24 protein-coding genes and 1 tRNA gene are annotated in these 23,449 nt (G+C 67.1%); 23 read left to right on the top strand and 2 right to left on the bottom strand.

Translation table 11 applies throughout. From position 1 onward, the window contains the following. Positions 1–7 precede the first annotated feature (7 nt). From ASG11_RS19510 to ASG11_RS16085, 5 genes are read left to right on the top strand one after another with little or no spacing between them, the layout of a single operon-like run. Complete coding sequence (locus tag ASG11_RS19510) at positions 8–727, top strand: DUF1428 domain-containing protein (protein WP_055782368.1); 720 nt, start codon at positions 8–10, stop codon at positions 725–727. Positions 728–767: 40 nt separating this feature from the next. Further along, positions 768–1,556, top strand: a complete 789-nt coding sequence (locus ASG11_RS16070; protein WP_055782370.1) for a VOC family protein — start codon at positions 768–770, stop codon at positions 1,554–1,556. Then, positions 1,553–2,038, top strand: a complete 486-nt coding sequence (locus ASG11_RS16075) for a VOC family protein (protein WP_055782375.1) — start codon at positions 1,553–1,555, stop codon at positions 2,036–2,038. Before ASG11_RS16070 ends, ASG11_RS16075 begins: the two co-directional genes overlap by 4 nt. Further along, positions 2,038–2,697: a glutathione S-transferase family protein gene (locus ASG11_RS16080; RefSeq protein WP_055782378.1), complete on the top strand. Its 660-nt coding sequence runs from the start codon at positions 2,038–2,040 to the stop codon at positions 2,695–2,697. The genes ASG11_RS16075 and ASG11_RS16080 overlap by 1 nt, the downstream gene beginning before the upstream one ends. A gap of 25 nt (positions 2,698–2,722) precedes the next feature. Beyond that, complete coding sequence (locus ASG11_RS16085) at positions 2,723–3,175, top strand: SRPBCC family protein (protein WP_055782381.1); 453 nt, start codon at positions 2,723–2,725, stop codon at positions 3,173–3,175. 137 nt (positions 3,176–3,312) lie between these two features. Here ASG11_RS16085 and ASG11_RS16090 read toward each other — a convergent pair whose 3' ends face one another. After that, positions 3,313–3,924, bottom strand: coding sequence for a J domain-containing protein (locus ASG11_RS16090; RefSeq protein ID WP_055782382.1), 612 nt, complete (start codon positions 3,922–3,924; stop codon positions 3,313–3,315). A 39-nt stretch (positions 3,925–3,963) separates the two neighbouring features. Between ASG11_RS16090 and ASG11_RS16095 the strand changes: the two genes are divergently transcribed. The 5 genes from ASG11_RS16095 to ASG11_RS16115 all read left to right on the top strand — a co-directional run bounded on the left by ASG11_RS16095 (position 3,964) and on the right by ASG11_RS16115 (position 7,469). Beyond that, positions 3,964–4,260 carry a BolA family protein gene (locus ASG11_RS16095; protein WP_055782385.1) on the top strand — a complete coding sequence of 99 codons (297 nt, stop codon included), beginning with the start codon at positions 3,964–3,966 and terminating at the stop codon, positions 4,258–4,260. Between the two features lie 14 nt (positions 4,261–4,274). Continuing rightward, positions 4,275–4,982 (top strand): glutathione S-transferase, encoded by a 708-nt coding sequence (locus tag ASG11_RS16100; protein WP_055782388.1) that lies wholly within the window; start codon positions 4,275–4,277, stop codon positions 4,980–4,982. Positions 4,983–5,123: 141 nt separating this feature from the next. Next, complete coding sequence (locus ASG11_RS16105; protein WP_055782391.1) at positions 5,124–5,564, top strand: NUDIX hydrolase; 441 nt, start codon at positions 5,124–5,126, stop codon at positions 5,562–5,564. After that, positions 5,561–6,463, top strand: a complete 903-nt coding sequence (locus tag ASG11_RS16110) for a pirin family protein (RefSeq protein WP_055782394.1) — start codon at positions 5,561–5,563, stop codon at positions 6,461–6,463. Before ASG11_RS16105 ends, ASG11_RS16110 begins: the two co-directional genes overlap by 4 nt. 121 nt (positions 6,464–6,584) lie before the next feature. Next, complete coding sequence (locus tag ASG11_RS16115) at positions 6,585–7,469, top strand: alpha/beta fold hydrolase (protein WP_055782397.1); 885 nt, start codon at positions 6,585–6,587, stop codon at positions 7,467–7,469. Positions 7,470–7,707: 238 nt separating this feature from the next. Here the strand turns inward: ASG11_RS16115 and ASG11_RS16120 are convergent, their stop codons facing one another. Further along, a complete protein-coding gene (locus tag ASG11_RS16120; RefSeq protein WP_055782400.1) occupies positions 7,708–8,805 on the bottom strand; it encodes a DUF2332 domain-containing protein in 1,098 nt (365 codons plus the stop codon). Positions 8,806–8,869: 64 nt separating this feature from the next. Between ASG11_RS16120 and hisG the strand changes: the two genes are divergently transcribed. The 13 genes from hisG (at position 8,870) to ASG11_RS16180 (ending at position 23,237) form a co-directional block, all read left to right on the top strand. Beyond that, the gene (gene hisG / locus ASG11_RS16125; RefSeq protein ID WP_055782402.1) at positions 8,870–9,577 is read left to right on the top strand and encodes an ATP phosphoribosyltransferase; all 708 of its coding nucleotides are present in this window, start codon (positions 8,870–8,872) and stop codon (positions 9,575–9,577) included. A gap of 43 nt (positions 9,578–9,620) precedes the next feature. Then, positions 9,621–10,904 (top strand): histidinol dehydrogenase, encoded by a 1,284-nt coding sequence (gene hisD / locus ASG11_RS16130; RefSeq protein ID WP_055782405.1) that lies wholly within the window; start codon positions 9,621–9,623, stop codon positions 10,902–10,904. A gap of 152 nt (positions 10,905–11,056) precedes the next feature. Continuing rightward, the gene (nusB, locus tag ASG11_RS16135) at positions 11,057–11,527 is read left to right on the top strand and encodes a transcription antitermination factor NusB (protein ID WP_055782408.1); all 471 of its coding nucleotides are present in this window, start codon (positions 11,057–11,059) and stop codon (positions 11,525–11,527) included. Between the two features lie 187 nt (positions 11,528–11,714). Next, positions 11,715–11,891 (top strand): DUF4169 family protein, encoded by a 177-nt coding sequence (locus ASG11_RS18495; protein ID WP_082472887.1) that lies wholly within the window; start codon positions 11,715–11,717, stop codon positions 11,889–11,891. After that, positions 11,888–12,940, top strand: coding sequence for a thiamine-phosphate kinase (locus tag ASG11_RS16140; protein WP_055782411.1), 1,053 nt, complete (start codon positions 11,888–11,890; stop codon positions 12,938–12,940). The genes ASG11_RS18495 and ASG11_RS16140 overlap by 4 nt, the downstream gene beginning before the upstream one ends. Positions 12,941–13,039: 99 nt before the next feature. Beyond that, a complete protein-coding gene (locus ASG11_RS16145; RefSeq protein ID WP_055782413.1) occupies positions 13,040–15,196 on the top strand; it encodes a sodium-translocating pyrophosphatase in 2,157 nt (718 codons plus the stop codon). Between the two features lie 198 nt (positions 15,197–15,394). Next, positions 15,395–17,326: an alpha/beta hydrolase family protein gene (locus ASG11_RS16150; RefSeq protein WP_055782416.1), complete on the top strand. Its 1,932-nt coding sequence runs from the start codon at positions 15,395–15,397 to the stop codon at positions 17,324–17,326. 185 nt (positions 17,327–17,511) lie between these two features. Continuing rightward, positions 17,512–20,715 (top strand): type ISP restriction/modification enzyme, encoded by a 3,204-nt coding sequence (locus tag ASG11_RS16155; protein WP_055782418.1) that lies wholly within the window; start codon positions 17,512–17,514, stop codon positions 20,713–20,715. Between the two features lie 287 nt (positions 20,716–21,002). After that, complete coding sequence (gene infA / locus ASG11_RS16160) at positions 21,003–21,221, top strand: translation initiation factor IF-1 (RefSeq protein ID WP_010162480.1); 219 nt, start codon at positions 21,003–21,005, stop codon at positions 21,219–21,221. 183 nt (positions 21,222–21,404) lie between these two features. Beyond that, positions 21,405–21,989 (top strand): Maf family protein, encoded by a 585-nt coding sequence (locus ASG11_RS16165; RefSeq protein ID WP_055782421.1) that lies wholly within the window; start codon positions 21,405–21,407, stop codon positions 21,987–21,989. Beyond that, positions 21,982–22,932, top strand: a complete 951-nt coding sequence (locus ASG11_RS16170; RefSeq protein WP_055782423.1) for a ribonuclease — start codon at positions 21,982–21,984, stop codon at positions 22,930–22,932. Before ASG11_RS16165 ends, ASG11_RS16170 begins: the two co-directional genes overlap by 8 nt. A gap of 2 nt (positions 22,933–22,934) precedes the next feature. Continuing rightward, positions 22,935–23,132 (top strand): DNA gyrase inhibitor YacG, encoded by a 198-nt coding sequence (locus ASG11_RS16175; protein ID WP_055782849.1) that lies wholly within the window; start codon positions 22,935–22,937, stop codon positions 23,130–23,132. Positions 23,133–23,161: 29 nt separating this feature from the next. Continuing rightward, positions 23,162–23,237, top strand: a tRNA-Phe gene (locus ASG11_RS16180). Positions 23,238–23,449 lie beyond the last annotated feature (212 nt).

Genomic DNA, 23,449 nt, shown 5'->3' on the forward strand with positions numbered 1-23,449 from the left:
AGAGACGATGAGCTATATCGATGGTTTCGTGCTCGCCGTGCCGGCCACCAACAGGCAGGCCTATATCGACCACGCCACGGCGTCGGTGCCGTTGTTCAAGGAATTCGGCGCGACCCGCATGGTCGAGACCTGGGGCGACGACGTGCCGGACGGCAAGGTCACCGATTTCAGACGCGCCGTGAAGGCGACCGACGACGAGGTCGTGCTGTTCAGCTGGATGGAATATCCCGACAAGGCGACGCGCGACGCGGCGATGGAGAAGATCATGTCCGATCCGCGCATGGCGGAGATGGGCGCGGGCATGCCGTTCGACGGCACGCGGATGATCTTCGCCGGGTTCGCGCCGATCGTCGAGGCGGGCGCGGGCGGCGCGATGGGCTATGCCGACGGCTATCTGGTCCCCGTGCCGCTGGCCAACAAGGACGCGTACCGCGCGCTCGCCGAAAAGGCGGCGACCGTCTTCCAGGATCACGGCGCGACGCGCGTCGTGGAATGCTGGGGCGAAGGCCTGCCGGACGGCAAGACCACCGACTTCAAGCAGGCGGTGCAGGCGCAGCCGCACGAGGCGGTGGTCTTCTCCTATGTCGAATGGCCGTCGAAGGAGGCGCGCCAGCAAGGCTGGGGCAAGGTGATGGCCGACGAACGGATGCAGCCCGACGGCTCCGACATGCCCTTCGACGGGAAGCGCATGGTCTATGGCGGCTTCACCCCGATCCTCGACGCCTGATCCCCGACCCAGGCTCACGACAATTTCAAGGAGAGGAACGATGCCCAATCCCCACGGCACCCCGATCTGGTACGAACTGCTCTCGAACGATGCCGATGCCAGCAAGGCGTTCTACGAGAAGGTGATCGGCTGGACGGTCCACCCGGCCGACCCCGGCGGCATGGATTACCGCATGATCGACACCGGCGGCGGCGATTTCGTCGGCGGCCTGATGAACCTGACGCCGGAGATGCATGCCGGCGGCGCAAAGCCACGCTGGCTTTTCTATATCGGTGTCGACGATGTCGATGCCACGGTGGCGAAGATCACCGCGAAAGGCGGCGGCGTGCTGATGCCCGCGATCGACATGCCCGGCGTCGGCCGCATGGCCTTCGTCCACGATCCGCAGGGCATTCCCTTCTACGTCATGCGCGGTGCGAGTCCCGAGGACAGCACGGCCTATGACCGGACGGGCATGGGCAAGTGCAACTGGAACGAGCTCGCCACGCCGGATCAGGCGGCGGCGAACGCCTTTTACGGCGAGATCTTCGGCTGGACATATCCCGACCGGATGACGATGCCCGGCGATATGGGCGACTATGTCTTCGTCCATGTCGCGGGCCAGGCGATCGGCGCGACGATGAAGGCCTCCGCCGATGGCCCGACCGGCTGGCAATTCTATTTCCGCACGCCGGATATCGCGGCCACGGCAGCCAAGGTCGCGGAAGCCGGCGGCACCGTTTATTATGGCCCGGCCGAGGTCCCCGGCGGCGATCGCATCATCATCGCCAGCGATCCCCATGGCATCATGTTCGGCGCGGTCGGACCCGGTGAAGGAGCAGCACAATGACCCACAAGATCGCCCCCTGTGTCTGGTATGACGGCACCGCCGAGGACGCCGCCACCTTCTACGCCGCCACTTTCCCCGATTCGTCGGTCGACGCGGTCCACCGCGCGCCGCTGGACGTGCCCGGCGGCACCGAGGGCGGCGTGCTGATGGTCGAATTCACCGTCTGCGGCATGCCCTTTCTCGGTCTCAACGGCGGCCCGCTCTACCCGCAGACCGAGGCCGTGTCGTTCCAGGTGTATACTGACGATCAGGCGGAAACCGATCGGCTGTGGAACGCGATCGTCGGCAATGGCGGCGCGGAAAGCGCCTGCGGCTGGTGCAAGGATCGCTGGGGCGTATCGTGGCAGATCACCCCCCGCGCGCTGATGGCCGCGACCACCAATCCGGACCGCGCCGCCGCCAGGCGGGGGATGGAAGCCATGATGACGATGCGCAAGATCGATATCGCCGCGATCGAAGCCGCGGTGGCCGGACGCGGCTGATGGCCGGGCTGGACCTTTTCGCCCACCCCTTCTCGTCCTACTGCCAGAAGGTGCTGATCGCTTTGTACGAGAATGCGACGCCGTTCGCGTTGCGCATGCTCGATGGCGATCACCCGGACAACACCGCCGCATTCGCCGCGCTATGGCCGATCGGCAAGTTTCCGCTGCTCGTCGATGATGGCCGGGCGATCGTGGAATCGAGCATCATCATCGAACACCTGCAGCAACATCACCCCGGCCCGCAGCGCTTCGTGCCCGCCGATCCGCACGACGCGCTGGAAACGCGGATGCTCGACCGGGTGTTCGACCATCATGTGATGGGACCGATGCAGCGCATGGTGGCCGATGCGCTGCGCCCGCCCGAACGCCGCGATCCGTCTGCGGTGGAGCAGGACGGTGCGGCGCTCGACACGGCCTATGCGTGGCTCGATGCCCGGCTGGCCGGCCGCGAATGGGCCGCCGGAGCGTTCGGGCTGGCCGATTGTGCCGCCGCACCGGCGCTCTTCTATGCCGATTGGGTCCGTCCGATCGATCCGGCCCTTGCCACGCTCACCGCCTATCGCGCCCGCTTGCTCGCGCGTCCGTCGTTCGCCCGGGCGGTGGACGAAGCCCGCCCCTACCGCGCCTTCTTTCCGCTCGGCGCGCCCGACCGCGACTGATCTTCTTCGAGGAGGATTTTCTTCCATGACCGACCGCCACGAACTCTCCGTCACCCGCCTGATCGACGCGCCGCGCGCGGCGGTGTGGAAGATCGCCACCGAACGCCTGACCGAATGGTGGTGCCCCCGCCCCTGGACGACCGAGATCGTCGAACAGGATTGGCGCCCCGGCGGCCGATCGGCGATGGTCCTGCGCGGGCCGGACGGCGAGAGCCACGAACTGGAAGGCGTGTTCCTGGAGGTCGTACCCGACACGCGCTTCGTCTCGACCGACGCCTACGCCGTAGGTTGGATACCGAAAGACCCGTTCATGACCGGCATGTGGGAGTTCGCCAACGAGAACGGCAAGACCCGCTACACCGCCACCGCCCGCCACTGGACGAAGGAAGCGAAGGACCAGCACGAAGCGATGGGCTTCGTGGACGGCTGGCAGAAATGCGCCGAACAACTCGCGGAAATCGCGGAGCGCGAAGCCTAAAATCCTCCCCGACACGGGGAGGGGGACCATGAGCATTCAGCGAATGGTGGAGGGGGCGGGCCGGCAACGTTCCGCTTGGGGAGAGCCCCCTCCGTCGCGCTGCGCGCGCTACCTCCCCGTTCCGGGGAAGATTTTACTCAAGCAAACGCCGCCGCGCCCTTCAGCTGCGTGTAGGCAGCGATCACGTCCTGCAGCGCCTTTTCGTGGCTCCGGTCCCCGCCGTTGCGATCGGGATGATATTTCCGCACCAATTCGGCATAACGCTGGCGCAGGCCGCGCCGGTCGACATCCGCGCCCAGCCCCAGCACCTTCAACGATCGCCGGTCCACCTCGGACAGCGGCCGCCCGTCCTTGCGCGCCTCCTCCATCTTGCGCCGGAAGCGCGCGCCGATCGCATCGAGCGGGTCGGCGAAGTCGGCCCATTTCGGCGGCCGGTCCGCGCCGCCGGTGCCGGTGAAAGCCCGCGTCTCGCGCTCCCACCCGGCGAGCGGGCGCTGCGCCTCGTGGATCTCGTCCACGCTCATGCCGCTGAAGAAGTTATACCCGGCGTTGAACGCGCGGACATGATCGAGGCACAGCCAGCGATACGGGCGCGGCCCCTCGTGACCGCTGCCCACGCCGTCGAGCAACGGCGCACGGAATTCGCCCGGCTCCTCGCATCCGGCCTCCGAACACAGACGCCCCGCACTTTCCACGCGCCCGTGGAAACGCGCGGTAGGCCGGTCCTTCTTTTCACTCTCGCGCGCCACGCGGCTCCCCGAAACGACAAAGCGGTCTATATAGGCGCGATGACCAACGCTTCCACCGCCTCCGCCCCTCTTCCCATCGCCGATCAGATCACCGCTCGTCTCACGGCCGCCCTCGCCCCGACACAGCTCCACGTCTCGAACGACAGCGCGAGCCATTCCGGCCATATGGGCGACGACGGCACCGGCGAATCGCATTTCTCGGTCACGATCGAAAGCGCGGCCTTTTCGGGCGTCTCGCGCGTTCAGCGGCAGCGGCTGGTCAACCAGGCATTGGCGGACCTGCTGCGCGATCGCATTCACGCCTTGGCGATCAAGGCGCGCGCACCCGGCGAATAGGGGGAGAATAGTCCATGCCCTACAATCTCTGGTACTGGCCCTCGATCCAGGGACGCGGCGAATTCGTCCGCTTGGCGTTGGAGGCCGCCGGGATCGACTATCGCGATCGCGCCCGCGAGACCGACGAACAGGGCCTGATCGAAAATCTCGAAAGCCAGGGCGGGCACGGCCCGTTCGCCCCGCCCTATCTCGAGATCGACGGGCTGGTCATCGCTCAGGTCGCCAACATCCTGATGTATCTCGGCGAACGCCACCAGCTCGCGCCGAGCAACATGGCCGAGCGGCTGTGGCTCAACCAGTTGCAGCTGACGATCGCCGATCTCGTCGCCGAGGTGCACAACGTCCACCACCCGGTCGATCCCGGCGCCTATTACGACGACCAGAAGCCGGAAGCGGCCCGCGCCGCCGCGCAGTTCCGCGACAGCCGCCTGCCCAAATTCCTCCGCCATTTCGAGGACGCGGTCGAAGCCAACACGGGCGACTGGCTGATCGATCATCGCTGGACCTATGCCGACACGTCGCTGTTCCAGATCGTCGAGGGCCTGCGCTACATGTTCCCCAAGCGCATGGCGGCGGTCGAGGGCGACTATCCCGGCGTCGTCCGCATCCACGATCAGGTCGCCGACCTGCCCGGGATCAGGGCATATCTGAAAAGCGACCGCCGCTTGGCGTTCAACACCGACGGCATCTTCCGATATTATCCGGAGCTGGATGCGGCGTGACAGCTATCTCCATCCTTGACGCTTCCCCGGCGAAGGCCGGGGCCCAATCGAAAAGGTGTACATGATTTTGCGCCACGCCAGCCAACTCAAGTCTCGCGACTGGACCCCGGCCTCCGCCGGGGAAGCAAGAACGAGGCAAAGATGAGAACCCCCCGCCCCGCCGCGCGCATCCTGCTGGTCGATCAGGAGGACCGCGTCCTGCTCTTCCGCTTCACCCCTAACGACCGTCCGCCGCTCTGGTGCACCCCCGGCGGCGCGGTCGATCCGGGCGAGAGCTACCCCGCCGCCGCGCGACGCGAATTGTGGGAGGAGGTCGGGCTCGACACGGATTGCGGTCCGGAGGTCGCGCGCCGTGTGGTCGATTTCGTCACCTTCGAGGGCGTCGAGGTCACCGCCGACGAACGCTATTTCCGCATCGATATCGACGGCGTCGACGTGCAGCCCGGTGGGCTCACCGCGCAGGAACAACGATTGCTCGTCGGGCACCGGTGGTTTTCCCGAAACGACATCGCCGCCCACGACGAAGTGATCTATCCTGCCGACCTCGCCGAATTGCTCGACGCGAGCGGAGCCGCCCGATGACCAACGACGATCTGATCCTCCAGACCATCACCCCCGTCACGCACGATCTCGGCGGGTTCAAGGTGCACCGCACTTTGCCGAACAAGGCGCGTACGATGGTCGGCCCGTTCCTGTTCTTCGACCAGATGGGGCCGGCGCATCTGGATGTCGGCAACGGCATCGACGTGCGCCCGCATCCGCACATCAACCTCGCCACCGTAACCTATCTGTTCGAAGGCGCGATCGGCCACCGCGATTCGATCGGCAGCGACGTGACGATCGAGCCGGGCGCGGTGAATCTGATGACCGCCGGCCACGGCATCGTCCATTCCGAACGCTCTCCGAGTGCCGAACGCGCGATCGGCCCGGCGCTCAGCGGCATCCAGACCTGGATCGCGCTCCCCGAAAAGGACGAGGAGACCGATCCCGCGTTCGAACATGTCTCGAAGGCCGAACTTCCCACGGTCGAGACGAAGAACGCCCGCGCGCGGATCATCATGGGCAGCCTGTGGGGCGCGTCCGCCCCCACCACCACCTATGCCGAGACGATCTATGCCGACATCGTGCTCGATGCCGGCGGCGAGGTGCCGATCGATCCCGGTGCGGACGAACGCGCGGTGTATCTCGCGGTGGGCGAGGCGACGCTGGACGGCATGACGCTCGAGCCGATGGTGCTGTACGTGCTGAAACCCGGCATCGCCACGTCGCTCAGATCCGCCACCGGCGCGCGCGTGATGCTGTGCGGCGGCGAGGCCTTCGCGACCCCGCGCCACGTCTGGTGGAACTTCGTCTCGTCCTCGCGCGACCGCATCAACGAGGCGAAACGCGCGTGGAAGGCCGGCCAATTCCCCAAGGTGCCGGGCGACGACAAGGAATTCATCCCGATCCCGGAAATACCGCTGACGGTAAGCTATCCTTGAATTTTCCTACCCGTCATCCCCGCGCAGGCGGGGATCCCGCTTTCTCTTTTCCGCGTACCGTCGCAAAAGAAGCGGGATTCCCGCCTTCGCGGGAATGACGAGAAAAAAATAGGATCAGAGGATGCCGGACTTCGAACTGCAATCCATCCCCCTCCCCACCGGCGTAACCCTCGACGTCGCCACCGCGGGCGATCCGGACAATCCCGCGATCGTCCTGCTCCACGGCTTCCCCGAATCGCACCGAACTTGGCGCCACGTCATCCCCGCGCTTGCCGAGAGGCATTTCGTCGTCGCCCCCGACCAGCGCGGCTTCGCGCGCTCGTCCAAGCCGGCGGACGTCGCCGATTACACCCCCGACAGGATGGTCGCCGACCTGATCGCGCTCGCCGATCACTACGGAATCGACCGCTTCACCTTGGTCGGCCACGATTGGGGCGGCGCGATCGCGTGGATGGCGGCGCTCACCCGGCCCGACCGCGTCGCACGCCTGATCATCATCAACGCGCCGCACCCCTATGTCTTCCAGAAGACCCTGTTCGACGACATGGCCCAGCGCGAGGCGAGCCAGTACATCACCGCCTTCCGCAACCCCTCGCTCGAAAAGCACATCGAGAGCATCGGCCTGGATGCCTTTTTCGACGGCAGCTTCATGAAGCACACCGATTTCGACAAGATCGCCGCCGAGAAGCCGGTCTATCTTGACCAATGGAGCCAGCCCGGCGCGATGACCGCGATGCTTAACTGGTACCGCGCCAGCCAGGTGATCGTGCCGCCGATGGACTCGACCCCGGAACGCCCGGCCTATCTCGACTCCCCCTTCCCGCCGATCACCCAGCCGACGCTCGTCATCTGGGGCATGCAGGACAAGGCGCTGCTGCCGAGCCAGCTCGAAGGTCTGGACACGCTGGTGCCGGACCTCACGCTGATCCATGTCGACGCCGGCCATTTCGTGCCCTGGGAAGCGGCCGAAGCCGTGGTCAACACGATCACCAGCTGGCTCCCCTGACCTGATCCTCCCCGGTACGGGGAGAAACGGACGACTCGACATTCCGTTCTTGGACGGCTTGGCGAGCGGTCCCCCCACTGAGACCGGTCACCCCGGACGTGGTCCGGGGTCCACCAAGCGGCTTTCGCTACGAATAATGATGTAATGTAAGAGCCTGCGGCACGGTGGACCCCGGAACACGTCCGGGGTGACGGAGAATTCGGAGTAAAGACCTCAAAATAGTGAATGTCGGTCGGCCCTAGATTTCGATCTTCGCCCCCGCCGGCAGATCCACCCGCGCGCCATCCGCAACCGCGCCCGTATTCACCCAGGCCGCATGCGCATGCGCCGTGGCCACCGTCGCCCACGCCCCGTCCCCCGGCCAACTGCGCGCGCGCACGACCTGATATCCGAACGCGCGATCCGGCTCCATCATCACCCAGCCGACCGGCCGGTCCGCGCTCGCCCGCGCGCCCGCCGCCTTCATCGCCGCGCGAATCCGCTCCGCCACCGGCTCGGGCAGATATTGCCACACCACCGAATGCATCAGCACCCGCGTGACGCCCGCCGCCTGCGGCTCGGCCAGCCGCGCCTCGATCCAGTCCGCCGCATCGGCACGCTCCAGCGTCACGCCCCGTGCGCGCATCATATCGATCGCCGTGCGCACCCGCACCAGCCGCTCCGGCGTCTCGGGCCACACATAGGCCGCCAGCCGCGCCGCCACCGCCGGATCGGTCGCGTCCATCGCGTTCACGTCGCACCCGCGCGTCGAGACGATCTCCAGCGGCACGGCGCGCGCGGGCGGCCCGCTCCACTCCGGCCGGATCGTCACGGGCGACTCCGCCGGCCCATAGATCGTCCCGCCCAGATCGAAACGATAGCGATCGATCAGCAGGTTCAGCCCGGCGCTCGATCCGATCTCCAAGATCTCGAGTCTCGGCCCGTGCCGCGCCGCGATCTCGATCAGCCCGGTCATCAACGCCGCCGACCGCCCCGGCTCGTTGGTCTGCGGCGGCCCGTCCAGCCACGGCATCAGCGCCACCTCGTGCCGCGCCAGCACGCGCTCGAGGATCGCCCCGACCTGCCCGACATCGATCACCGCGCCCGAATAGATCTGCACCAGTTCGTCGTCCGCCCCCGCCAGCACCAACGCGTGCAGCCCGCCGATCAAGCGCAGCGGCAGCGCATCGCGCGTCGGCTCGCCCGCCCAGTCGAGCACCCGCGCGCCGACCGCCGTATCGCGCGTCAGATGTTGCGCCACCGCCAGGCACATCCGGCCATAGATCGGCGCGGCATTGGTGCGGCAATAATGCTCCTGGATCAGGAACGCCCCGCGAACATTCTCTTCGGTCGCCATCCGCTTGCTCCTTTCTGTCAGCGTTGTTGCTCCCGGCCCTACCCCCGAGTAAAGCCCCGCGCCTATGGCCGAACCGATCATCATCGCCGTCCCCAAGGGCCGCATCCTCGCCGAGGCCGTGCCGTTGCTCGCGCGCGCCGGAATCGTACCCGAGGCGGCGTTCAGCGACGAAGACTCCCGCGCCCTGCGCTTCACCACCAGCAATCCCGGAATCGACCTGATCCGCGTCCGCGCGTTCGACGTCGCGACCTTCGTGGCGCACGGCGCGGCGCAGCTCGGCATCGTCGGGTCGGACGTGCTGGCCGAATTCGACTATTCCGAACTCTACGCGCCGGTCGATCTCGGCATCGGCCATTGCCGCCTGTCGGTCGCCGAACCCGCATCGCTCGCCGCCCGGGACGATCCGCGCGGCTGGAGCCATGTGCGCATCGCGACCAAATACCCGCACGTCACCGCCGCCCACTTCACCGCGCGCGGCGTGCAGGCGGAATGCGTCAAGCTGAACGGCGCGATGGAACTCGCGCCGCTGCTGGGGCTGGCCCCGCGTATCGTCGATCTCGTGTCGTCGGGCCGCACGCTGAAGGAGAACGGTCTGGTCGAGGTGGAGGTGATCTGCGAGGTCACCAGCCGTCTGATCGTCAACCGCGCCGCCTTCAAGACGCGCGGCGAGATCGTGCCGCTGGTCGAGGCGTTCCGGCGGGCCGTCTCTTCTCCCCTCCCGCTTGCGGGAGGGGTCGGAGGGCCCGAACGAACAGAGGCGCGCGCGCAATGACAGCCCCTCCCCTAACCCCTCCCGCAAGCGGGAGGGAAACAAGATGATCAACCTCTCCACCTCCGATCCCGGCTTCGACCGCGCCTTCACCACGCTCGTCAACGCCCGCCGCGAGGCCGACGCCGACGTCGCCCGCGACGTGCGCATCATCGTGTCCAGCGTCCGCGACGAGGGCGACGCCGCGCTCGCCGCGTTCACGAAGAAGTTCGACCGCCACGATCCGAACGAAACCGGCTGGCGGATCGAGAAGAGCGAGTGGCTCGCCGCCTATGACGGCCTCGATGCTCCCTTGCGCGACGCGCTCGATCTCGCCGCCGCGCGCATCACCGCCTATCACGAGAAGCAGCGCCCGCAGGACAGCGACACCACCGACAGCGCCGGCGTCCGCCTCGGCGCACGCTGGAACGCGATTCAAGCCGCAGGCATCTACATCCCCGGCGGCCGCGCGGCCTATCCTTCCTCGGTGCTGATGAACGCGATCCCCGCCAAGGTCGCCGGCGTCGATCGCGTCGCGATGGTCACGCCCACCCCGAATGGCGAGATCAACCCGCTCGTCCTCGCCGCGGCGCACATCGCCGGGGTGGACGAGATCTGGAAGGTCGGCGGCGCGCAGGCCATCGCGGCGCTCGCCTATGGCACCGGCCGCATCGCCCCGGTCGACGTCATCACCGGCCCCGGCAACGCCTGGGTCGCCGAGGCCAAGCGCCAGCTCTACGGCGTGGTCGGCATCGACATGGTCGCCGGCCCGAGCGAGATCGTCGTCGTGGCGGATGGACGCAACGATCCGGACTGGATCGCCGCCGACCTGCTCAGCCAGAGCGAGCACGATCCGACCAGCCAGTCGATCCTGTTCACCGACGACGCCGCCTTCGCCCGCGCCGTGGCGCAAGCGGTGGATCTGCAGATCGGCACGCTCGGCACCGCCGACACCGCGCGCGCCGCGTGGGACGCCAACGGCGCGATCATCGTCACCGCGTCGCTCGAGGAAGCGCTGCCGCTGGTCGACCGCCTGGCGCCCGAACATCTCGAACTCGCCTGCGACGATCCGCAGGCTTTGTTCGATCGCGTGCGCCACGCCGGATCGGTGTTCATGGGCCGCCACACGCCCGAGGCGATCGGCGATTACGTCGCCGGCCCGAACCACGTCCTCCCCACCGGCCGCCGCGCGCGCTTCGCCAGCGGCCTGTCGGTGCTCGATTTTATGAAGCGCACCAGCTTCCTGCAACTGGACGAGGCATCGCTGGCCGCGATCGGCCCGGCGGCGGTGGCGCTCGCCGAAGCCGAAGGCCTGCCCGCGCACGCCAGGTCGGTCGCGCTACGCCTTTAGGTCGGCACTTCCCCGGCGAAGGCCGGGGCCCAGTCGCGGCACGCCGATTGGCAGTTGCCGCACTTCGTTGCATCTACCTTCGCGACTGGGCGCCGGCCTTCGCCGGGGAAGCCGGTTCATTTTCGCAAGATCATCCGTTATAGGCCCGCCAAATGTCCCAACGCACCCCCACGCGCACCAAAGCCCGCAGCCAGGCCCGCGCCGCCTCCCGCCTCGCCGCCGTGCAGGCGCTGTACCAGCACGACATGGAGGGCACCGCGATCACCGCGCTGCTGCACGAATTCCATCAGCACCGCCTCGGCGCGACGATCGAGGATGCCGAATATGCCGAGGCTGAGGTCGATTTCTTCGACGACGTGGTGAAAGGCACCGCCGCTCGCCTCGACGAGATCGACGCCGCGATCACCGCCCGGCTGTCCACCGGCTGGAGCCTGCCACGGCTCGACAAATCGATGCGCGCGATCCTGCGCGCCGGGGCCTACGAACTGATCGCGCGGCCCGACGTGCCGGTCGGCACCGTCATCACCGAATATGTCGACGTCGCGCACGCCTTTTTCGACAAGCGCGAAGCCGGCTTCGTCAACGGCCTGCTCGACGCGATCGCCAAGGATGTCCGCACTTGAAATCCTCCCCGGAACGGAGTTTCGGGTTGGATTGCCCCCGGCAATCCAAGATCGTGCCGGGGGCACGATCGACCCGAAACTGGGGACCGCTCTTGCGGTGGAGGGGGTGCGCCGGCAGCGTCCCGTTTGGGGATAGCCCCCTCCGTCAGCCTTCGGCTGCCACCGCCCCGTGCCGGGGAGGATCGTAGTGACGGACATCGTCAATCTCCGCACCGCCCGCAAGGCCAAGGCGCGCGCCGCCAAGGAAACCGCAGCAGCCGCCAACCGCGCCGCCTTCGGCCGCACCAAGGCCGAGCGCGAGGCCGCCGCGACAGACGCAGACCGCCGCGCCCGCGCGCTCGACGGCGCGAAACGCGCGCCGTGACCGAGGCTGAGTTTCTCGAACGCCTGCGCACCCTCCCGCTCCACCCCGGCGCGCACGGCCTCACCGACGACACCGCGACGCTCGGCCGCTACACGATCACCACCGACACTCTGGTCGAGGGCGTGCACTATTTGCCCACCGATCCGCCGGGCGACGTGGCGTGGAAGCTGCTCGCCCAGAACCTGTCCGATCTCGCCGCCAAGGGCGCGACGCCGGTCGCCGTGCTGCTCAATTATCCGCTGCGCAAGTCCCCCGAAGACGCAAAGACGGATGACCTCCCTAGCCGTCACCCCGGACTTGTTCCGGGGTCCACCGTGCCGGATGATCTGCCGCGGGAGGATGTGCGGCACTGTGGACCCCGGAACGAGTCCGGGGTGACGAACAGGAACGGCAGCGCAGATAACGACTGGGACGCCGCCTTCCTCTCCGGCCTCGCCCAAGCCCTGCACCACTTCGCCACCCCGATCCTCGGCGGCGACACCGTCTCGCTCCCCCCGCACGCCCCCCGCGTCATCACCCTCACCGCGATCGGCGACTCCCCCCGCGCACCCTTGCGGTCCGGCGCGCAGGCCGGCGACGCGCTCTGGGTCACCGGCACGCTCGGCAACGCAGGCGCGGGGCTCGCCATCGCGCAGGGGAAAGCCGGCCCCGCCGAACTGCTCGAAGCCTATCGCCGCCCCCGCCCCCGCCTCGCCGAAGGCCGCGCGCTCGCCCCCCATGTCCACGCGATGATGGACGTGTCCGACGGCCTGCTGATCGACGCCCGGCGCATGGCCGCCGCCAGCAACCTGACCGTTACGATCGACCTCGCCGCCATCCCGCTCTCCCCCGAATACATCGCCTTCGACGGCGATCGCCTCACCGCCGCCACCGCCGGCGACGATTACCAACTGCTCTTCGCCGCGGCCGCCGGCTGGACCCCGCCGGTCCCCGCCACGTGCATCGGCGCGTTCGGCGCGGGCCCCAAACCAAACGGTGCCCTCATCCTGATGGACGGCGGCACACCCGTCCCGCTCCCGCCGCGGCTGGGATTCCAGCACGCCTCCTGACCGGGTTGCGCTCCCCCCTCACGCTATATACGCTCCACCCGATCGTGGGGGCACGACGCAAAGCATCGGCACCCTCGGAACCTGAACAAGGGAGAGAGCATGCAGATCGTCTATGCCGCCATCGTGTGCGGCCTGATCGCCGTTTTGTACGGGATCATCACCAGCCGCCAGGTCATGTCCGCCAGTCCGGGCAACGAGAAGATGCAGGACATCGCCGCCGCGATCCAGGAGGGCGCCCGCGCCTATCTCGGCCGGCAGTATCGCACGATCGCCATCGTCGGCGTCGTCGTCGCGCTGATCGTCGCCTATTTCCTCGGCCTCGTCTCGGCGACCGGCTTCCTGATCGGCGCGGTCCTGTCGGGCATCACCGGTTTCATCGGCATGAACGTGTCCGTGAAGGCCAACGTCCGCACCGCCGAGGCCGCGCGCACCTCGCTGCAGGGCGGGCTTACGATGGCGTTCCGCTCGGGCGCGATCACCGGCATGCTGGTGGCGGGCCTTGGCCTGCTCTCGATCGCCGGCTTCTTCTGGTATCTCACCGGCCCCGGCGGGCACGCGCCCAACGACCGCATCGTCATCGATTCGCTCGTCGCCCTGGCGTTCGGCGCATCGCTGATCTCGATCTTCGCGCGCCTGGGCGGCGGCATCTTCACCAAGGCAGCCGACGTCGGCGCGGATCTCGTCGGCAAGGTCGAGGCCGGAATCCCGGAGGACGACCCCCGCAATCCCGCCACCATCGCCGATAACGTCGGCGACAATGTCGGCGACTGCGCCGGCATGGCCGCCGATCTGTTCGAGACCTATGTCGTGACCCTCGGCGTGACGATGGTCTCGATCGCTCTGCTCGTGAAGGCGGACGCCGCTGAACTGCTGAAGCTCATGACGCTGCCGATGCTCGTCGGCGGCGTGTGCATAATCACCTCGATCATCGGCACCTACATGGTCCGCCTCGGCGCCAAGCAGTCGATCATGGGCGCGCTCTACAAGGGCTTCTGGACCACCGTCATCCTGTCGATCCCGGCGATCTATTTCGCATGCGCATATGTGCTGGGCGACATGCACGCGGTGATCGGCGGCGCGGCGTTCCTCGATGTCGCGACCGACGGCATCACCCCCGAAGCGGCGGCCGGTGCAGGCGCATCCTTCACCGGCATGAAGCTGTTCTGGTGCATGATGATCGGCCTCGCGCTCACCGGCGCCCTGGTGTGGATCACGGAATATTACACCGGCACCAATTATCGCCCGGTGCGCAGCATCGCCAAGGCCTCGGAAACCGGCCACGGCACCAACGTCATCCAGGGCCTCGCCGTCAGCCTGGAAAGCCCGGCGCTGCCGACGATCGTCATCTCGATCGCCGTCATCGCCACCTACCAGCTCGCCGGCGTGATCGGCATCGCGTTCGGCGCGACCGCGATGCTGGCACTCGCCGGCATGGTCGTGGCGCTGGACGCCTACGGACCCGTCACCGACAATGCCGGCGGCATCGCCGAGATGGCCGGCCTGCCCGACGACGTCCGCCACCGCACCGATGCGCTGGACGCGGTCGGCAACACGACCAAGGCCGTCACCAAGGGCTATGCGATCGGCTCCGCCGCGCTCGCCGCGCTCGTGCTGTTCGGCGCCTACACCACCGACCTCACCGAGTTCTTCCCGAACCTCGCGGTCGATTTCAGCCTGTCCAACCCCTACGTCATCGTCGGCCTGCTCTTGGGCGCGCTTTTGCCGTTCAGCTTCGGCGCGTTCGGCATGACCGCGGTAGGACGCGCGGCCGGCTCGGTGGTGGAGGACGTGCGCGCGCAGTTCCGCGACGATCCCGGCATCATGGCCGGCACCAGCCGCCCGAACTACGCGCGCACCGTCGATCTCGTGACGAAGGCGGCGATCAAGGAGATGATCGTACCGTCGCTGCTGCCGGTGCTCGCTCCGATCGCGGTGTATTTCATCATCACCGCCGTCGCGGGCCAGGCCTCGGGCTTCGCGGCCCTGGGCGCGCTCCTGCTCGGCGTGATCGTCTCCGGCCTGTTCGTCGCCATCTCGATGACCTCGGGCGGCGGCGCATGGGATAACGCCAAGAAGTATATCGAGGACGGCAATCACGGCGGCAAGGGATCGGAGGCGCACAAGGCCGCCGTCACCGGCGACACCGTGGGCGATCCGTACAAGGACACCGCCGGCCCGGCGGTCAACCCGATGATCAAGATCACGAACATCGTCGCTTTGCTCCTGTTGGCAGCCCTTGCTGCCCACGGAGGCTGAGGCGAAAGCCTTGGCAAGCGCGACCGGCCGGCGGGGGCGCCCGACGCCCCCGACCGACGGCGTGGCGTTGCCACGACCCCCTTCACTTAACTTTCCTTCTCTCAACCTTCCCCGCCCCGCCCGAAACATCCGGGCGGGGCGTTTTTCATATTGGTGATCCCGCCACGGCGATCTAGCCTGCCTCGCGGGGGTCCAGTCATGACATCGAACACGGTTTTCGCAGTGCTGGCTTTTGCCATTCCGCTGTCCTTCATCTCCGCCATCGCGCCCGCTGCCGATGCGCCCGCGCCGCCACCCCCGCTGGAAGCGTTCGCCGAACTTCCCTTCATGGACGGCCCGCGATTGTCGCCCGACGGCACGAAGGTCGCCGCGCGCATCTCGGTTGGCGGCACGCAGCGGTTCGCGATCATCCCGCTCGGCGATGTCTCCAAGGCGCACACGATCACGACCGGCGACAACGATCTCAACGGCTGGGCCTGGGTCAACGAGGATTGGCTGGTCGCGCGGCTCGGCGGCATGAGCGCGGTACAGGGCGACAAATGGTATCTGCGCCGCGCCGTCGGCATCAAGGCGGACGCCACCAAGGTGGTTCAGCTCGGCAACGATGCGGCGCAGAATGCCGACGATATCCTGTGGATCGCGCACGACGGATCGCCGCATGTGCGCATCGCCATGCAGACGTCGATCTTCAGCGACGATAGCGGCTTCTGGCCCCTGGTGCGCGATTTCGACGTGTCCACCGGGCGCAGCAAGGTGGTGCAGCCCTCGATCGGCAATGTCATGAACTGGCAGGTCGATGGCACCGGCACCGTCCGTCTCGGCCTATCCTATCAGGACGGTTCGCGCGCCTACCGCGTGCTCTATCGCGACGCCGCGGGCCAGTCCTTCCGCACGATCGACAAGGCACGCGGCAGCGCCGCGTCGCTCGGCGCGACGCCCGCTTTGTTCCTTGCCGAGCCGGGCAAGGCCGTCGCCTGGAGCGACGACGACGGGTTCGATGCGCTGTACAGCTATGATCTGGCCACGCTGAAGACCGGCGCCAAGCTGTTCGGCGCGCCCGGCAACGATCTGGACGAACTGATCTCGGACGATCTCGGCACCCGCCTGCTCGGCGTCCGCTACACCGACACGCGCTCGCGCACCCACTGGTTCGATCCGGCAATGGCCAAGATCCAGAGCGACATCGACAAGGCCGTGGGCGCTCGGGAGGGGCGGATCGTCTCCTGGAACCGCGACTTCACCGTCCTGATCGTCCGCATCGGCAATGCCAGCAATGCCGGCCAATATTACGTCTACACCGTGGACGACGGCACGATGCGCATCCTGGCGCGGGTCAGCAACTCGCTCGGATCGAAATCCTATGCGCCGGTGAAGACGATCCAATACAAGGCGCGGGACGGTCTGGAGATCTCCGCCGTGCTCACCCTGCCCCAGGGCAAGCCGGCGAAGAACCTGCCGCTGATCCTGATGCCGCACGGCGGCCCGGCGGCGCGCGACGACGAAAGCTGGGACTGGTGGGCGCAATTTCTCGCCAGCCGCGGCTATGCCGTGCTGCAACCCAATTATCGCGGATCGACCGGCTACGGCACCGCGTTCCAGGCCAAGGGTAAAGGCCAATGGGGCCTCGCCATGCAGGACGACCTGACCGATGCGGTGCGCTGGGCCGCGACCAGCGGCCTGGCCGCTCCCGATCGGGTCTGCATCGTCGGCGGATCCTATGGCGGCTATGCGGCGCTGCGCGCGGCCCAGCGCGACAAGGGTGTCTATCGCTGCGCCGTCTCGTTCGCCGGCGTGTCCGACATGCCGGCGATGCTGCGCTACGATGGCAGCTTCTTGAATGGCGGCCGGTCGAAGGACTATCTGCGCGCCCAGGCACCCGATTTGAAAGGCGTATCGCCGATCAACTTCGCCGGAGACGTTTCGATTCCGCTGCTGCTGGTGCACGGCAAGGCGGACACCGTCGTGCCTGTCGCCCAATCGCGCGACATGGCGCAGAAGCTGAAGGCCGGCAACAAGCCGGTCCGCTATGTCGAACAACCCAAAGGCGACCACCATTTTTCCCGACAGGAGGATCGCGTGCAGTTCCTGAAGGAATTGGAGGCGTTCCTGCAGGCGAACAATCCGGCTTAGGGTGCGGGGAAGCGAGCCGGCCCCGGCCCGCTACCGCCCTGCCCCCGGACACCTCCGTAATGGTCCAAACCCGCCTTTGAGAAGGGCGATGCATTCCCAACCCTGAGTCCCGCAACGACTCGGGCCGAATTCATGATCTTCCTGTTCTGTTCACGGCGCATTGCCCGTTCCGCCGGCGGCCACGCATGAACATTCAATCCTATCTGGATGAAGTTCGCGCCAAATATGCCAGCGGCCAGGCGACCGAGCACAGTTACCGCCCCGCGCTCGAAACGCTGTTCCGCTCGATCGATCCCGAACTGGAAATCATCAACGAACCGCGCCGGGTCGCGGTCGGCGCGCCCGATTTCGTGTTCAACCGCAAGGGCATCAGCATCGGCTGGGCCGAGGCGAAGGATGTCGGCCGCGACATCACCCGCTTCCGCACGGGCGACTATGGCAGGGAACAGAAGGACCGCTACCGCAAGGGGCTGCCCAACCTGATCTACACCAACGGCATCGACTTCGAATTCCTGCGCGAGGGGGACCGGATCAACTTCGTCTCGATCGCCGATCTCCTGCCGTCGCTCCCGGCAAGGCCCGATCGCTTCGACGAACTGTCGCGCAACTTGCGGTCGTTCGCACAGGCCACGCCGATCAGCATCCGCTCTGCCGCGAAACTGGCCCAGATGATGGCCGGCAAGGCGGCGATCATCAAGGACGTGCTGGGCCAGTTGCTGCACGACGACACGGCGCTGCGCAGCGCGCTCGGCGGCCAGTATCGCGCGTTCAAGGCCGAACTGCTGCCGCATATGGACATCGACGAATTCGCCGATCTCTATGCCGAGACGATCACCTACGGCATGTTCGCCGCGCGGCTGCACGACGATAGCCTCGAAACGTTCAGCCGCAGCGAGGCGCTGCAGCACCTGCCGCGCTCGAACCCGTTCCTGCGCAGCCTGTTCGGCTATATCGCCGGCCCGGATCTGGACGATCGCATCGCCTGGATCATCGACGATCTCGCCGATATCCTTCGCGCGTCGGACCCCAGGATGCTGTTCCGCGATTTCGGCAAATTCACCGCGCGCAACGATCCCTTCGTCCATTTCTACGAAGACTTCCTCAAGGAATACAATCCGAAGAAGCGCAAGAGCCGAGGCGTCTGGTACACGCCGGAACCGGTGGTCGACTTCATCGTCCGCGCGGTCGACGATGTTCTGAAGACCGAATTCGGTCTGCCCGACGGTCTCGCCGACACCAGCAAGGTGACGGTCGATTACGATACCGGCACCAACGATGCGAAGGGCCGTCCGCGCCTGATCCGCAAGGACGTGCACCGCGTGCAGATCCTCGATCCGGCGACCGGCACCGGCACCTTCTTGGCCAAGGCGGTGCAGACGATCGCCGACCGCGTCAAATCGCGCGCACCGGGCAAATGGTCCGGCTATGTCGAACGCGAACTGATCCCGCGCATCCACGGCTTCGAACTGCTCATGGCCAGCTACGCGATGTGCCACATGAAGCTCGACATGCAGTTGCGCGAAACCGGCTACAGGCCGAGCGCCAGTCCCCCGCGCCTGTCGGTCTGGCTGACCAACGCGCTGGAACCCGGCGAACGCGAGGTCCGCGACCTGTTCTTCACCGCGCTGGTCGACGAAGCGCGCGGCGCGAGCGAGGTGAAGCGCAATACCCCGATCATGTGCATCATCGGCAACCCGCCATATTCGGGCGAAAGCGCGAATACGGGCGCATGGATCACCGGGCTGATGGACGCCTACAAGCGCGAACCCGGCGGCAAGCAGCGGTTGAACGAACGCCAGACCCGCTGGCTGCTCGACGATTACGTAAAATTCCTCCGCCTGGCCGAAGCGACGATCGCGCGCAGCGAGGGCGGCGGCGTGCTGGGCTTCATCACCAACCACGGCTATCTCGACAACCCCACGTTCCGCGGCATGCGCTGGCACCTATTGCGAAGCTTCGATGCGATCCACGTGCTGGATCTGCACGGCAACGCGAAGAAGAAGGAAACCGGACCCGGCGGCGCGACGGACAAGAACGTGTTCGACATCCAGCAGGGCGTGGCGATCATCATCGCCATCCGCCGGGCGGGCAAGAAACGCGATGGCCTCGGGACCATCCATCACGGCGATGTCTGGGGTAGCCGTGACGACAAATACGATGCCTTATGGGGCGGCACGCCGGAGTCGCTGTCAGATACCATTCTGGCCGCGACGGAGCCGGCGCACGCCTTCGTTCCGCGCGACGCATCGAAACTGGCGGCATACGAGCTCGGCTTCTCGCTCGGCAAATTGTTCAAGACGGCCTCCGCCGGTATCCTGACGGCACGAGACGCGCTGTCGATCGATCACGACCGCAGCGACTTGTGGCAACGCATCAACCATATCGCCGTCACCGATGTCGACACCCTGCGCAGGCACTATGCGGTCGGCAAGGATAGCCGGAGCTGGTCGCTGGCCGGGGCGAAAGCCGATGTCGTCGCCAATCTGGATAGCCGGCGATTGTGCCGGGTCGTGCATCGTCCCCTGGACATGCGCTGGACGTTCTACACCGGCACCACCAAGGGGCTACACTTCTTTCCCGCCGACAAGGTTTCGGACAGTCTGTTCGCCGCGGATACGATCGCGCTGCTGACACCGAAGCAGACGAAGGAGCAGAGCGGTGCCTTCGTCATCGATACGATAGCGACCCACAAATCCTACAGTGCCTATGACATCACGTCGGTGATGCCGCTCTACATCACTGCGCGGACGCCGCAGGGCGGGCAAGGGAAGCTGTCCGGCCATGGTCGGGCGCTGAACTTGGACGCGAAGATCTACGCCGCGATCTGCAAGGCCGCCGGTCTCAAACCCTCGCCCGACGCCGGCACCGGCACCGGCAATGCCTTCCGCACCGCCACGGGTGCCGCCCGGCCGGCCGAGGTCAAGGTGTTCGATTACATCTACGCCGTGCTGCACGCACCCGCTTACCGCGAAACCTATGCCGAGTTCCTCAAGATCGACTTCCCCCGGATCCCCTATCCGCGCGATGCAAAGACATTCGCCGTCATCTCCGACCAGGGCGAAGCTCTGCGTCGCCTGCACCTGATGGAGCCGGATGCGATCGGCGACACGCCTTACGCCTATCGCGGCGATGGCGACGACGTGGTCGCGCCCGGCTTCCCCAAGTTCGAGAAAGGGCGTGTGCGGATCAACCCCGATCAGTTCTTCGATGCGGTTCCGGCGATCGCATGGTCGGCCCATATCGGCGGATATCAGCCGGCACAGAAATGGCTGAAGGACCGGCGCGGGCGCAGCTTGTCATGGGACGATATCGGCCATTATCAGCGCATCGTGAAGATTCTCGCCGAAACCGATCGGATCATGGCGGGGATCGTCGTGCCGCTCGAATAAATCGGCTCGCGAAAGGCGGCGGGCGCTGTCCTACAAGGAGCCGAGGCGGTAAAAGCGTATCGAACCCGCTCCGTTCTTTCTCATCCCCGCCACCCGACAGCATCGCGCCCGGCCGCGCTTCCCGCCGCGCCGCAGCCGATACCGTGTGAACTTCAGTGAACTTCGCGGCCCTCACCCAGGCATACCGTGTCGACTTGTGTGAACTTCGGCCCGCCGCTTCCCTTTTCGTGCATCATCCGCTAAGGGCCGCGCTCCAAGATTTCCCCCGAAAATTACCAGAGGTTTGTTTGGCCAAGGAAGAACTGCTCGAAATGCGCGGCCAGGTGGTGGAGCTTTTGCCCAACGCCATGTTCCGCGTGAAGCTCGAAAACGATCACGAAATTCTCGGCCATACCGCCGGCAAGATGCGCAAGAACCGCATCCGCGTGCTGGTGGGGGACGAAGTGCTGGTCGAACTCACGCCCTACGATCTCACCAAGGGCCGCATCACCTACCGCTTCAAGTAAACGGCTAGGTTCGCCTTCCCAAACCGTTCGTGCTGAGTAGAGACCGAGTAGCCGAAGGCGTATCGAGGGCTCGTATCGAAGCACCGTTGGAGCGCGTGACGCCTGTCCTTCGATACGCCCTCTCGATACGCCCTGCGGGCTACTCGATGGCTACTCGGGACGAACGGGCGCGAGCAGGTAGGAATGACAGACTCCATCCCCCACCTCGTCCTCGCCTCCACGTCGCCCCGCCGTCTGGAGCTGCTCGCCCGTATCGGCATCGCGCCTGCGCGCCTCGCCGCGCCGGACGTGGACGAGGATCCGCTGCCGGGTGAAGCGCCCCGCCTTTATGTGCTGCGCATCGCCACCGCCAAGGCGCATGCGGTGGAGCGCGCCGCGAACGAGGTGATCCTGTCCGGCGACACGACCATCGCGGTCGGCCGCCGTATCCTGGGCAAGCCGGAGGACGAGGCGGACCTGCGCCGCATGCTCGGCCTGCTGTCCGGCCGTCGCCACCACTGCCTGTCCGCCGTCTGCGTCATCGACACCGCCGGCACGGCGCGCACGCGTCTGTCCGACACGACCATAGCCTTTAAGCCGCTCTCGCCCGCCGAGATCGACGCCTATGTCGCCAGCGGCGAAGGCATGGGCAAGGCCGGCGGCTATGCGATCCAGGGGCGCGCCGAGGCCTGGGTGCGGATGCTCTCGGGCAGCCACTCGGGCGTCGTCGGTCTGCCGCTGTTCGAGACGCGCGCCTTGCTCGGCAGCGCGGGCGTCCCACTTGCCTGAATGGCTCTACGAAGCCGGCATCGGCGAAGCCCGCGCCGCCTTGGTCGCGGACAATCGCATCCTCAAGGTGCGAATCGAGCCCGATGATGGCGCCGTCCGCGTCGGCACCGTCACCCCCGCCCGCCTGATCGAGATCACCCGCCCGGGCCGCGAAGGCCGCATCACGCTGGACGACGGCGGCGAGGCCACGTTTTCCCCCCTGCCGCCCGGGATCACGCAGGGGAGCCGCCTGACGGTCCGAATCGTCCGCGCGGCGATCCCGGAGGCCGGCCGACCCAAACGCCCCCGCGCCGCGCCCACCGACGAAGCGCCCGGCCCCGGCCCCGACCTCCTCGCCCGCATCACCGCCACCGGCCACCCTGTCCGCACGCTGCGCGCCCACGAACCGGATGCGCTCGAACAGTCCGGCTGGTCAGAGGTGCTGGAAGAGGCCCTGACCGGCGAGATCGCCTTTGCCGGCGGCGCGCTGCGCATGACGCCGACTCCGGCGATGACCCTGTTCGACGTGGACGGCACCGGCGACCTCGATTCGCTCGCTCTCGCCGCCGCGACCGCCGTGGCCGAGGCGATCGTGCGCCACGATATCGGCGGGTCGATCGGCATCGACTTCCCCACGATCACCGGCAAGGCCCCGCGCCTGGCCGTCGCCGGCGCGATCGACGACGCGCTGCCCGGGCCGTTCGAACGCACCGCGGTCAACGGCTTCGGCTTCCTGCAGATCGTGCGTCCGCGGATCCACGCCTCGCTGCCCGAACGGCTGCGCGCCGATCCGTCCGCCGCGAAGGCCCGCGCCCTGCTGCGTCAGATCGAACGCACCCCGCCCCCGGTACCGCGCCGGCACCGCGTCTCCGCCCGCCTGCTTGCCACGCTCGCCGCGCACCCCACATGGGTGGAAGACCTCGCCCGCCGCACCGGCGTGGTGCCGACCTTCGAGCTGGAATGACGATGGCCAAGACTGACGCCTGCCCGATCTGCGGCAAACCCCCCGCCGGAACCCACAAGCCGTTCTGCAGCCAGGGGTGCCGCGACCGCGATCTGCTGCAATGGCTGGGCGAGGGGTATCGCATCCCGGCCGGCCCTTTGAACGTCGATGAAGCGGATAGTCTGCCGGATGGGCTGGACAGCCGTGGGTCCGCCGACTAAGAGCGCGCTTCCGATCGAAAGATCGGTGTGCCCGAGTAGCTCAGTTGGTAGAGCACACGATTGAAAATCGTGGTGTCGGTGGTTCGAACCCGCCCTCGGGCACCACTCCTTTCTTGTCGGCGCAGGTCCGCGGAAAGAGAGCGGTGGTTGCCCCCTTACGATCGGACGCGCGTTCGACCTTGGCAGCGAAAAACGAAGCCGGGTTTGGCCGGTATCCAAGCGACCGCCACGCGCTCGGAAGCGCCGCACGTCGATGCGCACCGCAAGCTCGCCCTGCAGAACCAGCCATCTTCAAAAATTTGATCTGGAAAGGCCGC

The organism is Sphingomonas sp. Leaf357 (assembly GCF_001423845.1).
In the GTDB taxonomy this organism is placed as follows: domain Bacteria; phylum Pseudomonadota; class Alphaproteobacteria; order Sphingomonadales; family Sphingomonadaceae; genus Sphingomonas.

Coding starts and splice junctions, on each gene's coding strand:
- ASG11_RS19510 (WP_055782368.1), top strand. CDS start 8: ATGAGCTATATCGATGGTTTCGTGCTCGCCGTGCCGGCCACCAACAGG.
- ASG11_RS16070 (WP_055782370.1), top strand. CDS start 768: ATGCCCAATCCCCACGGCACCCCGATCTGGTACGAACTGCTCTCGAAC.
- ASG11_RS16075 (WP_055782375.1), top strand. CDS start 1,553: ATGACCCACAAGATCGCCCCCTGTGTCTGGTATGACGGCACCGCCGAG.
- ASG11_RS16080 (WP_055782378.1), top strand. CDS start 2,038: ATGGCCGGGCTGGACCTTTTCGCCCACCCCTTCTCGTCCTACTGCCAG.
- ASG11_RS16085 (WP_055782381.1), top strand. CDS start 2,723: ATGACCGACCGCCACGAACTCTCCGTCACCCGCCTGATCGACGCGCCG.
- ASG11_RS16095 (WP_055782385.1), top strand. CDS start 3,964: ATGACCAACGCTTCCACCGCCTCCGCCCCTCTTCCCATCGCCGATCAG.
- ASG11_RS16100 (WP_055782388.1), top strand. CDS start 4,275: ATGCCCTACAATCTCTGGTACTGGCCCTCGATCCAGGGACGCGGCGAA.
- ASG11_RS16105 (WP_055782391.1), top strand. CDS start 5,124: ATGAGAACCCCCCGCCCCGCCGCGCGCATCCTGCTGGTCGATCAGGAG.
- ASG11_RS16110 (WP_055782394.1), top strand. CDS start 5,561: ATGACCAACGACGATCTGATCCTCCAGACCATCACCCCCGTCACGCAC.
- ASG11_RS16115 (WP_055782397.1), top strand. CDS start 6,585: ATGCCGGACTTCGAACTGCAATCCATCCCCCTCCCCACCGGCGTAACC.
- ASG11_RS16120 (WP_055782400.1), bottom strand. CDS start 8,805: ATGGCGACCGAAGAGAATGTTCGCGGGGCGTTCCTGATCCAGGAGCAT.
- hisG (WP_055782402.1), top strand. CDS start 8,870: ATGGCCGAACCGATCATCATCGCCGTCCCCAAGGGCCGCATCCTCGCC.
- hisD (WP_055782405.1), top strand. CDS start 9,621: ATGATCAACCTCTCCACCTCCGATCCCGGCTTCGACCGCGCCTTCACC.
- nusB (WP_055782408.1), top strand. CDS start 11,057: ATGTCCCAACGCACCCCCACGCGCACCAAAGCCCGCAGCCAGGCCCGC.
- ASG11_RS16145 (WP_055782413.1), top strand. CDS start 13,040: ATGCAGATCGTCTATGCCGCCATCGTGTGCGGCCTGATCGCCGTTTTG.
- ASG11_RS16150 (WP_055782416.1), top strand. CDS start 15,395: ATGACATCGAACACGGTTTTCGCAGTGCTGGCTTTTGCCATTCCGCTG.
- ASG11_RS16155 (WP_055782418.1), top strand. CDS start 17,512: ATGAACATTCAATCCTATCTGGATGAAGTTCGCGCCAAATATGCCAGC.
- ASG11_RS16165 (WP_055782421.1), top strand. CDS start 21,405: ATGACAGACTCCATCCCCCACCTCGTCCTCGCCTCCACGTCGCCCCGC.
- ASG11_RS16175 (WP_055782849.1), top strand. CDS start 22,935: ATGGCCAAGACTGACGCCTGCCCGATCTGCGGCAAACCCCCCGCCGGA.